Genomic DNA, 13,432 nt, shown 5'->3' with positions numbered 1-13,432 from the left:
GCGGCGGCCGACGAACCCGACCCACCCCCGAGACCGTGAGCCGCGCGCCGGGCGGCGTCGTCGAGACCCGACAGATCCGGACCGGAGTGATGACCACCGCCGTATCCACCGCCACCCCAGTTGCTCGTCCACGGCGGATTGAATGTGAACGGCGGCGGCTGGTAGTAGTTCGGCGGCGGCTGGTACGGCGGCGGAATCTCCAGCGGCGGTGGCTGCTGTACCAGATCCTCCTCCGGAATGAACTCGATACTCGTCGGTCCCGGCGGCGCCATGAACATGGTCGGTTCCGGCGGCGGCGCGGGCAGCACCAGCCGCGAGCGGAACACCGTCGTCAGATCGCCGCCCCTGACGAAGGGGCTGTCCCGGTCCACCGGCGGCTGCTTGACGCCCTCGGCATCGTTGACGTGCACCTTGCCGTTCTCGTCGACAGTCCAGGTGGTGCCGTCCGGGCGGCTGCCCGAGGAGGTGCCGTCCTTGTCGGTGACCCGCACCGAACCGTCCGAGCGGATCTCCCGGATCGACCCGTCGGGATTGCGGACCCCGATCATGCCGTCCGGCCTGGTCTCGCGCGAAATGCCTTCCAGGTCGGTGAATTTCACTCCGCCCCTACCGACCTCGGACACCGACTCGCCGTGGAACACCTTGAACCCGTTGGAGGTGTTCTCCAGTGTCGCGCCGTTGGAGAGCTTGACGGTCCCGTGCGTCGACTCGATGGGCGAACCGCCGTGCAGGACTTCGCCGTCGGGCCCGGTGACGGTGACCTTGCCCTTGGCGTCCTTCTCGAAGGTGGTGCCGTTCGGATCGGTGACCTTGACCGTGCCCTTCGGGTTCACCTGCAACCGGGTGCCGTCGGGCCGGTTGAGCGTCACCGGCGGCCGCTGCGGACCGGTCATCCGCTCCAGGCGTCCCGATGGTTCCGGCGCCCTGGGCACGGTCGTGGTCGAGCCGTCCGGATAGGTGGTCCTGCGCCCGCCCAGCGGATTCGAGGTGTCGGCGATCGTGTGAGTGGTGCCGTCCGGATCCTTCACCGCCACCGCGCCGTCGGAATGCAGCGTTTGCTCGGTACCGTCGTGCACCGAGACCACGGTCGGCGAGTCCGGCCCCTTCTGCACCACGGTGCCGTCCGGCTTGGTCAGCGTGGTGTTGCCGTTCGTCTCCTCGAAATGCGTTGTGCCGTCGGTCTTCATGGTGCTGACGGTGCCGTCGGGCGTCTCGGTGCGCACGGTGCCGTCGGGACCGATCGCATGGGTCGTGGTGTCCGGCCGGTCGAGGGTGATCGAGCGATCGGGATCGATGGTGATGGTGCGCTGCGGATCGCCCGGATGCCCGAACGTGATGTTCTTGTCCTTGTCGATGGTGAAGTGCGTACCGTCCGGCGCGGTGATGTGCACTTCGTCGCCGCTCTTGTTCCAGGCCGCGATATTGCCGTTCCATCCCGACTTGGAGCCCGATTCCCTTCCACTGGAACCGAATCCGGTCTTGGTGCCGTCCTCGCCGACGAACTCCGCGGAACCGTTGCGCTTGATCGTGACCGTCGAGCCGTCGGAACTCGTGGCCTTGACCGACCCGTTGGGCTGCGCCTCGACCGTGACCGATTTCCCGTTCTGGCCGAAGAATTCGACGCTGTGGTCGTTGGTCTTCGGCGTCGAGGAACCCGGGGTGATCCGGGCCAGGAAGCCGGGCTTCTCCGGGGACGCGGGCGGGTGGATGGTGAACCGGTGCGGATCGTTTCCGCCGCGCCCCACCTGGATCGGGCCGCCGCCGGATTTGATCAGGTGGGCCGTGCCGTCGATGGAGCTGGCCAGCAGATCGCCGCCGGAGTTCTTGTTCCAGGATCCGCGATCGGTCTGCACGGTGTGCGTGCTGCCGTCGGGGTGGGTGACGATCGTCGGGCGGCCCGGGCCGAATTCGACCTTGCCGCCGTTCGGGGTGTGCGTGACGGTGTGGCCCGACGGCGAGGCGAATTCGGTTGTGCCATCGGGTTTCACGGTGGTGGTCGAGCCGTCCGGGCCGGTGGTGCGCACCCCGCCGCCGGACAGCGTGGTGTGCGTCGCGCGGTCCGGACGGCCGAAGGTCTGCTCCTCGAACTGCCCCGCACCCTTGCCGGGTTTGCCTGCGGGACTTCCGGTTTCGTGACCGTCCGCGCCCACGAAACGAACCGACTTGCCGTCCGCGGACACCTGTATCCCGTGATCCTCGCCGGGCCGGGTCACCGTGATGTCGCCCTCGGAGCTGACGGTGTGCCGGGTGCCGTCCTGCGAGACGACCGTGGTGGTGCCGTCGTCGTTCCTGGTCCAGCTCTGTTTGTCGGTCGGCACGGTGTGCTCGGTGCCGTCCGGCGTGGTGACGATGGTGGGCCGACCCGGCTCGGTCTCCACCTTGGTCCCGTCCGGACGGTAGGTCGTCTTCTTACCCGACGAGTTCTCGACCTCGGTCTCGCCGTTCGACTTGACCGTGACGTTCGATCCGTTCGCCCCCGGGAATCGCACCGAGCCGTCCCTGCCGAAGCTGTGCGGAGCAGCGGATCCGCCGCCCTCCGCACCGCCGTGCACGCCGATGAAGACGAAGCCGTCCTGCACCTGGACCTCGGTGCCGTCGGGGAGGCGGACGGTGATGCTGCCGTCCTTGTTCCGCCGCCAGGTGGGGTTGCCGTCGTCGTCGGAGTCGCGGTTGCCGCCCGGCGTGGGCCCGCCGGATTCGGTGTGCGATCCGTCGCCGTCGCCGGTACGAGATCCATAGGGGGACAACGGAGTCTGATCCGACCGGTTCGAGCCGCCGCCGACCCCGGCGCGCGGGTTGTTGCCGGAGGTGACCGGATCGTCGTTCGTACCGCGCCCGCCGCCGGACTGGGTGGAGTTGGTCGTGCCGTCGCCGAGGGGACGCCCGCCGGAACCGCCGGTATTCGACGAACCCGTACTCGGCGTCGCGCCGACCCGCGTCGGTGTGGAGGAACCGTCGCCGGTCACGCCCACCGTCGGGCGAGGACCGCTCTGCAGGGCCGAGCCGCCGCCGGGTGCGGTCTTGACCGAGGCCGCGATCGGGTTGCGCGTTCCGCTGCCCTCGCCGAGTGCCCCGGAGGAGTTCGAGGCCCGAATGGGCGTACTGCTCGTCGACCCCGTCTCCGACGACGAAATCGGCCGTACCGTACTGGAATTCGTCGACAGATCCGAGCCGAACCGAGATCCGCCCGGGAACGACGGCGTCGCCTTGGGCGTGATCGGACTCACCGGCGACAGGTCGTCGGTATTCCACGGGGACGTGGTCGACAGCGGGCTGACCTCGCCGTCGTCGACCGTACGCGAGGCGAAGGTGGACGTGTCCGTATTGATCTTCAGCGTCGGACGCGGTGTCGTTCCGTCGCCGGTGGAGCTCGCCGACGGCGTGGCGGAGGACCTGGTCGGCGAGGACTGCGACGTGCTGGTGCCGGAACTGGTCGACGAGGTGGTTCGCTGGTTGACCTGATTGGTGCCGCTGTTACCGCTGACCTGGGTCTTCTGCGTGACCTGGTTACCGAGATCGTCCGTCCCCCCGGACTTCTGCGTCACCTGCGCGACGGGACCGTCGGTGACCTCGGACTTCTGAGTCGACTGATTACCGAGACCTTCGGTGGACTCGGACTTCTGGCTCGACTGGCTGACCGGATCGTCGGTGACCTCGGATTTCTGACCGCCCTGAAGGTTCGGATCCTCGGTGGGCGCGGTCTTCCTGCCGTCCACGCCGATCGGCGGAGCCTCGTTCGGCGAGGAATCGGACTTCTGTTGTCCGCCAGTCGAACTCGATCCAGGCCGGGTGTCGCTCTGGGTCGATCCCGCCGGAGTTGTCGGCTTCTGACCGTTGGACGGAGTGGAGTCGCCGGAGAAGCCGCGGCCGTTGCCGGCGCCGTTGGTGACGGTGAGCTGGTTCGACTGCGAGCCGGGATGTTCCTCCTCGAAGTTCCCGCCCCGGAAGCCATTCGAACCTCCCGCCGTGAATTCCGAACTGTCGCCGCGGAATCCGCTGGAGAACGTCGGCGGGGAGTCCTCGCTGCCGCCGCGGAATCCGGCCGAGTAGCTCGGGCTGTCCTCGCCGCCGCCGCGGGTGAACGTACTCTCGAAACCGCCCTTCGGGGAGAACGAGCCGATCTCGAAGTTCTTGTTCCCGAACGACCCGACCATGCCCTTGAATCCGCCGACGCCACCGCCGATACCGCCGCGAATCGCGCCACCGGCCCATCCCGCACCCGCGCCGAAGGTGTCGTTCCAGTCACCGGTGATGCCCGCGGCCACCAAACTCGTTACCGCATTGCCGAATTCGCCGCCCGCCGCGCCGATGACCATGCTGTTGCCGGTGCGCACCCACGGATTCTTCAAAGAATTTCCGAGCCACTTCTGGGACTGCTTGCCCAAGAAGTTTCCGAAGCCCTTGCCCAGCCCGCCCATCGCGGCGCCACCGGCCAGTGCCGTGCCGAATTCCGTTGCGTTGAAGCTCTTTCGCTTGCCGTCGGCCATCTGGCCCAGCTGCACGGCGGCGTCGACGCCGCCGGAGATGAGCGCGGACTCGAGGATTCGCGCGACCCAGCCCTTGGCTAGATTCGCGAACTTCTCGCCGAAGACCCGCAGCACCCGCGCGACGATCTGATCCTCGATCATCCGGGCCAGGAAGCGCACCACCGCGCGGGTGGCGCCGATCTCGGCCGCCTCCACCGCGGGCGCGGTCGGCGGGAACAGCCACGCCCAGGCGATCTCGATGGCCAGCATGATCAGCGAGATGATCACCATGAGCTTGGCGGCCTGAACCTGGGTGCCCATGTCGAACGCCGCGTCGCCGACCGAATCCATATATTTGGCAAGGGTTTCCACCGAGGAGTCGCCCTGCAACATCTGGTCGAACATGCTCGAGATGCTGTCCCCGCCGGATCCCTGCGGGTAGGCCGAGACCGCTACGCCCTTGGCGGACCGGATTTCCGGTATGACTCCGCGCAGTCCCTCCGCGGCATCCTTCCAGATCTGCGAGACCGCCCAGATCGCGTCTTCATCGCCATCGGGCCATTCGGTTCCCGCGACATAGCCGAGCCATCGAAGCTCGGGGGGCAGATAGAGGCTCACGGTACAACCCGCACCTACCGGTCGATGTCACTGATCATCGAGCGCGGGCGAACATCCTCGACGTCACCGTAGACCATCGTGGGTTCCTCCTCGCGCCGCCGCTCGGGGGCATCCGGCGGGGCGGTCGACGCGGGCGGGACCAGGGGCATCATCTCGCCGAGATCCGGTGCACCCTCCAATAATTCGGAGAGGCGCGGCAACCGGTCCTTGCGCTCGCGCAGCGGTTCCATGAGTTCGCGCGCCATCTTCTGCACCTTGGCGGAGGCCGCCTGGACCGACTGGGTCATCGCGATCGCGATCTCCTCGTAGGTCAGGTCTTTGATGTCGTCGGCGAACTTGGTTTCGATGAGGATGCCGTCGGCGTTGACAGTGACCGAGATGCGCTTGTCGCAAGCGGTAACGGTGGCCGTGAGCCGAGAGCGGTTGCGCTGGATCTCAGCGATGCCGGACATTTGCTCGGCGAACGCCTCCATCATCATTGCGGCATCGGCCTGCAATCGCTCATTGCTCATCGGCAACCTCCACGGCTCAATGCTACGGCCGAACCCCCTGAGCCGCACGTCGAAAGCCGCGTCCCGGCGCACCCTCAGCTATGTCCTGACCTTCGGTCTTACCTTCATTGTCCATGCTCATCATGGCCGGTCCACGGCAGTTTCGCATCGCAATGCCGAAGTTGCGCAGCCGATCTGTGGTCACGTGACGAGACGGCGAAAAGCGGACGGGATGCCCGGGAAACCTGCAGAGAACTCGGGACGAATCGACAGTGGCAACGAAATGTCCTGGACGCCAACGGATCTCGAGGTGACCACGCACACATCGCGAGTCCGCCCGCCGCCCCCGGCATTCCCGAGTGGCCGCAGACACCGATTCGGCTGGTCCGGGACCGGTACATCGGGCAACGGCCGCGGGCACGCCCGACCGGACGATGCAATACTGACGCGGTGCGACGCAATCTTGTCATTGTCCGAGCCGGCGACACGTCGATGCACGAGAAGTGGCTGGCCGGGCCGGTGGAGCGGAACTGGGACCTGATCGTCAGCTACTTCGGCGACGACCCGGATCGCTACCGCGTGCCCGACGTCGTGCGAGTGGATGCGAAGGGCCCGAAGTGGCCGCCGCTGGGTCGGCTCATCGAGAATCTGGCCACGCTGGTCGAGCAGTACGACTACGTCTGGCTGCCGGACGACGACATCGAGGCGGACACCGCCGCGGTCAACCTCATGTTCGACTACTGCGCCGAATACGGGCTGTCGCTGGCCCAGCCCGCGCTGACCCCGGACAGTTCGATCGTCCATCCGATCACCCGGCTCGATCCGCGATACACGTTGCGCTACACCAACTTCGCCGAAGTCATGGCTCCCTGCCTGAGCCGGGAATTCCTGCGCCGCACCGTCGCGGAGTTCGGCGAGACCCAATCGGGCTGGGGCATGGACTACGTGTGGACGACCATGCTCGGCGAGGGCGAAACCGCCATTCTCGACGCGGTGCCGATGCGGCACAGCCGGACCCAGGGCAGCGGGCCGCTGTACGCGGCGGTGCGCGAGGCCGGGGTGGCGGACCCGCGCGAGGAATACGAGGCCTACATGGCCCGCAAGGGCGTGGTCCGGCAGCAACAGGTGATGTATCGCGGGATCCCGGCCGGTTTCCCGGAACCGATCGGGCTGACGCGCCGCCGCCTGACGTGGCAGGCCCCGTCCCCGGAACTGCTGGACCCGAAGCGCTGCGTCGTGCTGGTCCCGGTCGCGGACAAGATCGAACCGGATTGCGCCCGTGGGCTTTTCGAGCTCGAACGGCAGGGATACACCGTGTGGCGGCTCTACGGGGCCTCCGCGATCGACCAGGCGCGCAGTCAGATGGCCACCGACGCCCTGCGGGCCGGATTCGAGGAGCTGATGTGGATCGATGCCGACATCGACTTCCCCGTCGACGCGGTGAACCGTTTGCGCGCACTGGATCTGCCCGTGGTGTGCGGGGTCTACGCGAAGAAGGGCAGGCGCGAGCTCGTGGTGCACTTCGAGCCGGGGACCGATCAGCTGGTGTTCGGCGAGGGCGGCGGCGTGGTGGAGATCAAGTACGCCGCAACCGGATTCCTGTTCACCAAGCGGTGTGTGTACGAGAAAATCGAAGCGGCGGAACAACTTCCGACCTGCAACCGGCAGTTCGGCACCCCGACGGTGCCGTACTTCCTGCCGATGGTCATCGACGACGGCGAGAATCCCTGGTATCTGGGCGAGGACTTCGCCTTCTGCGAGCGGGCCCGGCGCAACGGTTTCGCGATCATGGCCGATACCCGAATTCGCTTGGGCCACATCGGCCGTAACTCCTACAGCTGGGAGGAGGCCGGCTCCGACGCCCCCCGCTACAGCACCTACACCTACCACCTGCGCCCACCCAAGGACGCCGAGCCGGAAACGAGCGGGAACGAGTCCGAGCAGGCGACGCCGAGCGAGTCCGGCTCCACCGTTCCGGAGGTGTCCGAACCGGAAACGTACGGCCCCGCCGAGCACGTCCCACAGCAGTTGCCGGACAAGGCGTTGCTCGACCCCGGACAGAATTCGTGAGCCCCTGTTCCGATATCACCGGCCACCCGCGCGCAGGCGAAAGCCGCGGGCCGATGCGATACTGGCGTCGTGCGACGTAACCTTGTCATCGTCCGGGCCACCGAAATATCGCAGCACGAGTCCTGGATGACCGGGCCGGGCGATCGGAATTGGGATCTGATCGTCAGTTACACCGGTATCGATCCCAAGCGTTTCCACAGCCCCCACGCGGTGCGGATGGATTTCAAGGGACCGAAATGGGCCGTGGTGCGGCATGTGGCGGGGAGATTGGGCGATTCGCTCGAACAGTACGATCACATCTGGGTTCCGGACGATGATCTCCAGACCGATACGGCATCGATCAACGCGATGTTCGATATCTGTTCCGAATACTCCTTGGCCCTGGCCCAGCCCTCGCTGACATCCGACAGTTATGTCGATGACGAGATCAGCCGGGTCGTTCCCGATCATGTACTGCGATACACGAATTATGTCAGTGACATGGCTCCCTGCTTCAGCCGGGAATTCCTGAATCGTTGCCTACCGGATTTCGACTCGACAATCTCCGAACTCGGCCTCGCCGCACTGTGGCCGACCATGCTCGGCGACCGCGATATCGCCGTCGTGGACTACGCGTCGGTGCGCAACGTCCGATCGCGCCCGATCCCGCAGCCCGCCACGGATGAGGAGCTCGAGCTGTTCGACCGGCTCCAGGAGCTCGAGGGGTCCGAAGAGTACGACCTCATGCCCGACGTGGATTTCCGGATCGTCGAATACCGGCGATTCCTCGACGCGAGGAACCTCTCGCCCATCGAGCCGCAGGTGCGCGGCGAGGTCGCGGCCGACCCGGACGCGCCGGCCGCGCCGCAGCCGCAGTTGGACCCGCAGTGGGTCGCCTCCGATGTCCGCGAACGCCTGGATCCCACCCGCTGCGTGATCCTGGTCCCGGTGGCCGACAGCATCGAACCCGATTGCGCGCGTTCGCTTTTCCAGCTCGAGCAGCAGGGCTATCCGGTGTGGCGGGTGTACGGCGCGTCCGGTATCGACCAGGTCCGCAGCCAGATGGCCACCGACGCGCTGGCGGCCGGATTCGAGGAGCTGATGTGGATCGATGCCGACATGTCCTTCCCGGTCGACGCGGTGATGCAGCTGCGCACCCTGGACTTGCCGATCTCCTGCGCCATCTACACCAAGAAGGGGCAGCGCGAGCTGGTGGTCCACCTCGAGCCGGGCACCGAGCGGCTGACCTTCGGCGAGGGCGGCGGCCTGGCCAAGATCAAATACGGCGCCACCGGATTCCTGCACACCCGGCGGCACATCTACGACGAGATCCAGCGACACGAGCAATTGCCCACGTGCAACAAGCATTTCGGCCGCCCGGTGGTCCCGTACTTCCTGCCGATGGCCGTGCCGGTGGGCGAGAACTTCTGGTACCTGGGTGAGGATTTCGCCTTCTGCGAGCGCGCCCGCCGCTGCGGTTACGACATCATCGCCGACACCAAGATCCGGCTGGGTCACATCGGGCGGCAGACCTACGGCTGGGAGGACGCGGGCAGTTCCCGAGAACGGTTCGCCAGCTTTACCTTCAACTTCTGATCTTTCCGCCGCCGCCTCGGGTCGCAGGAGATCAGCGAACATGTTTCGACGAGGGAGTGAACTTCGATGGATCCGTCCCGCTGTGTCGTGCTGGCGCCGATCGGCGGCCACCTGGAGCCCGAATGTGCCCGGGGGCTGGCGCAACTCGAAGCCCGCGGCTACCACGTGCGCGCGGTGCCGCGGTACGCCGCGATCGATCAGGGGCGCAGTCAGCTGGCGACCGACGCGCTGATGGACGACTACGAAGCGATGATGTGGATCGATTCGGACATCGGCTTCGACGCCGATGCGGTGGATATGCTGCGCGAGCACGATCTTCCGGTGGTGTGCGGGATCTACCCGCGCAAGGGCAGGCGCGAGCTGGCCTGCAAACTGCTGCCCGACACGCCCCGGGTGCTGTTCGGCGAGGGCGGCGGTCTGCTCGAGATCCGTTATGCGGCAATGGGTTTCTGCTTCACCCAGCGAACCGTCTTCGAGCAGATGATCGTGCACGAGGAACTCCCGGTGTGCAACAAGCAGTTCGACCGCATCACGGTGCCGTACTTCCTGCCGCTGATCGTGCCCGAGGGCGAGGACCACTGGTACATGAGCGCGGAGTACTCGTTCTGTGAACGCGCTCGCCGCAGCGGTTTCCGGATCATGGCCGATACCCGGATCCGCCTGGGCCACATCGGGCGGCACGCCTTCCACTGGGAGGACGCGGGCACCGATCAGCGGCGTTACGCCACCTACGAGTTCAATCTTCACTGACCCGATCGGCGATCACACGGTAAACTCGGACCAGTTTCCGTACGAGGAGATTTCGCTGTCGTGAGTAACGAGAGAGCCAAGGCCGATCTCGCCGATCTGCTGGACACGGTCAACACCCACATCCGGTCGATCGCGGACGCGCAGCGTCAGCGCACCGAACTCGTCGCCACCGCCACCGCCGAAGAGGGCCGGGTCGAGGTGACCTGCAATGCCGACGGCGTGCCGATCGACATCGTCTTCGGCGACGACATCGACGAGCTGGACTACGACGAGATCGCCGCGGCGGTGCTGGAGGCCGCACAGGAGGCCGCGGCCTCGGTGGCCCGCCGGGCCGAGGAGTTGATCGCGCCGGTGCGCAAGACCCGCTCCCGGCTGCCGAGCCTGTCCTCGATCGTCGCGGATCTGCCCGATCTCACGGCGAAGGTGCCCGAACCCGAACGTGCGTCGTTCGATCCGCCCTCGGCGCGCAACAAGGAACAACCGGACCGGGCCCAGCCCTGGTCGGTATCCGACGACGACTGATCAGCCGACGAGAGCGAGGACCCCATGGCCGAATCGGTAGAGCTGAATCCCGACGGACTGCGCAAGTCCGCGACGGAGTTCGAGGACGTCTCCGCCACCACCAAGGCGATTCTGGACAAGCTGCAATCCTCGACCGCCGCCAAGGGCGCGCCCTGGGGTGACGACAAGAACGGCAAGAAGTTCGCCGAGGGTGACAAGGGTTACGTCACCAATCGCGACGGGATGTTCAACACCCTCTCGCAATTGGTGACCGTGTTCACCGACAACGCGAACAACCTGCGGGACTCCGCGAAGACCTTCGAGGACAACGAGAAGACCTCCTCGCAGTAGCGGCGCGGACGGGCCGGGCCGATCAGCCGGCCCGGTTCACACGCCGTCGGGCAGGATGTCGCCCAGTTCCCGGGTGGTGTGCTCGAGATACCGGGCGACGTACTGACCGATCAGATCGCTCGCCACCTTGCCGGGCATCGACCGTGTCATCGACAGGTGCCCGACCAGTTCGGCCACATCCTGTGATTTGCGATCGGACCGCCGGAACTCGCGCACCGCGGTCCGCTCGAACATGTCCACGAACTGCCGGGCGATATGGTCGCAATCGTCCCGCAACCGCTCGAGTTCGTCGAGCACACGTGTCGGCGGCACGCCCGCGCCCATCAGTTGCGCGGCGATGTCGACCAGGTGCGGATCCTTCACCCGGTACGTGGTGGCGTCCACCGGCTCGTACAGTCCCGTGGTCACCACGCGGGCCAGGCCGTTCGGAATCTCGCTGTAGCGTTCGGCGAGTTCGGTTGCGGCAACGGTGGTTTCGGCCGCGACGGCAACCGGCTTGGGCGCCGGGGGCGCGGTCGAGGCGGACGTGCTGACCCCGAGCACCGCGGCCAGATCGTCACCGCGATCCCATGCCTCGAGCAGATCGCGCACACCGTTGAGCTTGATGCCGCGATCGAGCAACCGGCTGATGATGCGCACCCGGTTCAGATGTTCCTCGCTGTAGAAACCGGTGCGGCCCTTCAGCTGCGGCGGCGGCAGCAAACCGCGCTCGTTGTACACGCGCAGCGTGCGCACGGTCATCCCGGCCTCGCGCGCCAACTCGTCGATCGTGAACTCCGATTCCACAGCCATACCTCCAGGAAACCATATGGAAACCCCTGTCCACAGTGCCCATTACCACCGGGTTTCGGTGAGGGCCACGGGTTTCCATGACGTTACATATGAACTTACCTCTTGCATGTGCCATTTATCAGCGGTACGTTACACCACACAGCGGTATGATCGGCATCACAAGGAAGGTCCCGCACATGACCACCGTTCAACCCCCTCCGGAGACGCAGGCGCATTCCCTGCACGCCGAGGACGAGGGCTACCACAAGGCGCTTCGACCTCGCCAACTGCAAATGATCGCGATCGGCGGCGCCATCGGCACGGGTCTGTTCCTGGGTGCCAGCTCCCGCCTGCACTCCGCGGGCGCGGGCCTGTTCATCGCGTACGCGGTCTGCGGCATCTTCGTCTTCTTCATACTTCGCGCCCTCGGCGAGTTGGTGCTGCACCGGCCGTCCTCGGGCTCGTTCGTCTCCTATGCGCGCGAGTTCTACGGGGAGAAGCTGGCCTTCGGCGTCGGCTGGATGTACTTCTTCCACTGGTGCATGACCGGCATCGCCGACATCACCGCCATCGCAACATACGTCCACTACTGGGGGGCCACCAAGGTCATCCCACAGTGGCTGATCGCGCTGATCGCGCTGGCCATCGTGCTGGCCATCAACATGATCTCGGTGAAGTGGTTCGGTGAGATGGAGTTCTGGGCCGCGATCATCAAGGTCGTCGCGCTGGTCGGATTCCTGGTCCTGGGCGTGGTGTTCCTCGCCGGACGGTTCAAGCTGGACGGCGACACCACCGGCTGGACGGTCATCAGCAACAGCGGCGGCCTGTTCCCGAAGGGCACCTGGCCAGTGGCGTTGGCCGTCACCGGCGTCGTGTTCTCCTACGCGGCAGTCGAATTGGTGGGCACCGCGGCCGGTGAGGCCGAGAACCCCGAGAAGATCATGCCCCGCGCGATCAACTCGGTCATCGCCCGCATCGCACTGTTCTACGTCGGCTCGCTGGTGCTGCTGTCGTTGCTGATCCCGTACAAGTCGTTCAACCCCGAGGTCAGCCCGTTCGTGACGTTCTTCGCCAAGCTGGGCGTCCACGGCGCGGGCACGGTGATGAACCTGGTCGTGCTGACCGCGGCGTTCTCCAGCCTGAACGCGGGCCTGTACTCGACCGGTCGCATCATCCGGTCGATGTCGATGAACGGCAGCGCGCCGAAGATCGGCTCGAAGATGTCCTCGCGGGGCGTGCCCTACGTCGGCATCCTGGCCACGGGCTGCGTCGCGCTGATCGGTGTCGGGCTCAACGCCCTGGTCCCGAAGGAGGCGTTCTCCATCGTGATGAACGTGTCCGCACTGGGCACCATGTTCGCCTGGACCGCGATCCTGCTGTGCCAGTTGCAGCTGTGGCGGTGGTCACGGCAGGGCAAGGCGACGCGTCCGTCGTTCCGGCTGTTCGGTGCTCCGTACACGAGCATATCCGCGCTGATATTCCTCGCGGTGGTCGTGCTGATCATGATCTTCAGCGGCGACCGCACGCAGTGGGGTGCGGTCCTGGCCATGGCCGTGATCGTGCTCCCGCTGCTGATCGGCGGCTGGTTCCTGGCCCGCAAGCGGGTGCTCGAACTGGCGACCGCGCGGGTCGGCTACACCGGGCAGTTCCCGGTCCTGGCCGAGCGTCCGATGGAACACCGGGAGTCCGGTTCGATCTCCAGTCCCAGCGCGAGCTCGGATGATGAGGCACAATCGCACTGATACCCGTCGATTCCGGTAAACCACCGGAACACCGCCGGGAACCGGCCCCCGCCGCTCCGCAGTACGGATCACTCCGGCTGCGGAGCGGTGGGGTTTC

9 protein-coding genes are annotated in these 13,432 nt (G+C 66.4%); 6 read left to right on the top strand and 3 right to left on the bottom strand.

The features are described 5' to 3' along the window. The coding region (locus tag NM2_RS43160; RefSeq protein ID WP_067682632.1) for a WXG100-like domain-containing protein at positions 1-5,084 on the bottom strand (5,084 nt) is incomplete at its 3' end. Between the two features lie 14 nt (positions 5,085-5,098). Beyond that, positions 5,099-5,668 (bottom strand): YbaB/EbfC family nucleoid-associated protein, encoded by a 570-nt coding sequence (locus NM2_RS43155; RefSeq protein WP_157121828.1) that lies wholly within the window; start codon positions 5,666-5,668, stop codon positions 5,099-5,101. A gap of 357 nt (positions 5,669-6,025) precedes the next feature. Here NM2_RS43155 and NM2_RS50745 point away from each other — a divergent pair, with 357 nt between their 5' ends. The 5 genes from NM2_RS50745 to NM2_RS43130 all read left to right on the top strand — a co-directional run bounded on the left by NM2_RS50745 (position 6,026) and on the right by NM2_RS43130 (position 10,822). Then, positions 6,026-7,645 carry a hypothetical protein gene (locus tag NM2_RS50745; protein ID WP_174575754.1) on the top strand — a complete coding sequence of 540 codons (1,620 nt, stop codon included), beginning with the start codon at positions 6,026-6,028 and terminating at the stop codon, positions 7,643-7,645. A gap of 69 nt (positions 7,646-7,714) precedes the next feature. Then, on the top strand, positions 7,715-9,220 hold the full coding sequence (locus NM2_RS52275; protein ID WP_245718521.1) for a hypothetical protein: 1,506 nt from the start codon (positions 7,715-7,717) through the stop codon (positions 9,218-9,220). Positions 9,221-9,286: 66 nt separating this feature from the next. Further along, entirely contained in the window at positions 9,287-9,970 is a 684-nt protein-coding gene (locus tag NM2_RS43140; protein ID WP_067682623.1) for a hypothetical protein, read from the top strand. Between the two features lie 60 nt (positions 9,971-10,030). Then, the gene (locus tag NM2_RS43135) at positions 10,031-10,492 is read left to right on the top strand and encodes a YbaB/EbfC family nucleoid-associated protein (protein WP_067682620.1); all 462 of its coding nucleotides are present in this window, start codon (positions 10,031-10,033) and stop codon (positions 10,490-10,492) included. A gap of 24 nt (positions 10,493-10,516) precedes the next feature. Next, positions 10,517-10,822: a WXG100 family type VII secretion target gene (locus NM2_RS43130; protein ID WP_067682617.1), complete on the top strand. Its 306-nt coding sequence runs from the start codon at positions 10,517-10,519 to the stop codon at positions 10,820-10,822. Positions 10,823-10,858: 36 nt separating this feature from the next. Here NM2_RS43130 and NM2_RS43125 read toward each other — a convergent pair whose 3' ends face one another. Further along, positions 10,859-11,614 (bottom strand): MerR family transcriptional regulator, encoded by a 756-nt coding sequence (locus tag NM2_RS43125; RefSeq protein ID WP_067682615.1) that lies wholly within the window; start codon positions 11,612-11,614, stop codon positions 10,859-10,861. 176 nt (positions 11,615-11,790) lie between these two features. Here NM2_RS43125 and NM2_RS43120 point away from each other — a divergent pair, with 176 nt between their 5' ends. After that, on the top strand, positions 11,791-13,335 hold the full coding sequence (locus NM2_RS43120; RefSeq protein ID WP_067682612.1) for an amino acid permease: 1,545 nt from the start codon (positions 11,791-11,793) through the stop codon (positions 13,333-13,335). Positions 13,336-13,432 lie beyond the last annotated feature (97 nt).

The organism is Nocardia miyunensis NBRC 108239 (assembly GCF_001613065.1).
In the GTDB taxonomy this organism is placed as follows: domain Bacteria; phylum Actinomycetota; class Actinomycetes; order Mycobacteriales; family Mycobacteriaceae; genus Nocardia; species Nocardia miyunensis.
This window is presented reverse-complemented; position numbering and strand designations above follow the sequence as displayed.

Excerpts from the sequence above, each read along its gene's own strand:
- NM2_RS43120 (WP_067682612.1), top strand. The coding sequence starts at position 11,791 with ATGACCACCGTTCAACCCCCTCCGGAGACGCAGGCGCATTCCCTGCAC.
- NM2_RS43140 (WP_067682623.1), top strand. The coding sequence starts at position 9,287 with ATGGATCCGTCCCGCTGTGTCGTGCTGGCGCCGATCGGCGGCCACCTG.
- NM2_RS43125 (WP_067682615.1), bottom strand. The coding sequence starts at position 11,614 with ATGGCTGTGGAATCGGAGTTCACGATCGACGAGTTGGCGCGCGAGGCC.
- NM2_RS43130 (WP_067682617.1), top strand. The coding sequence starts at position 10,517 with ATGGCCGAATCGGTAGAGCTGAATCCCGACGGACTGCGCAAGTCCGCG.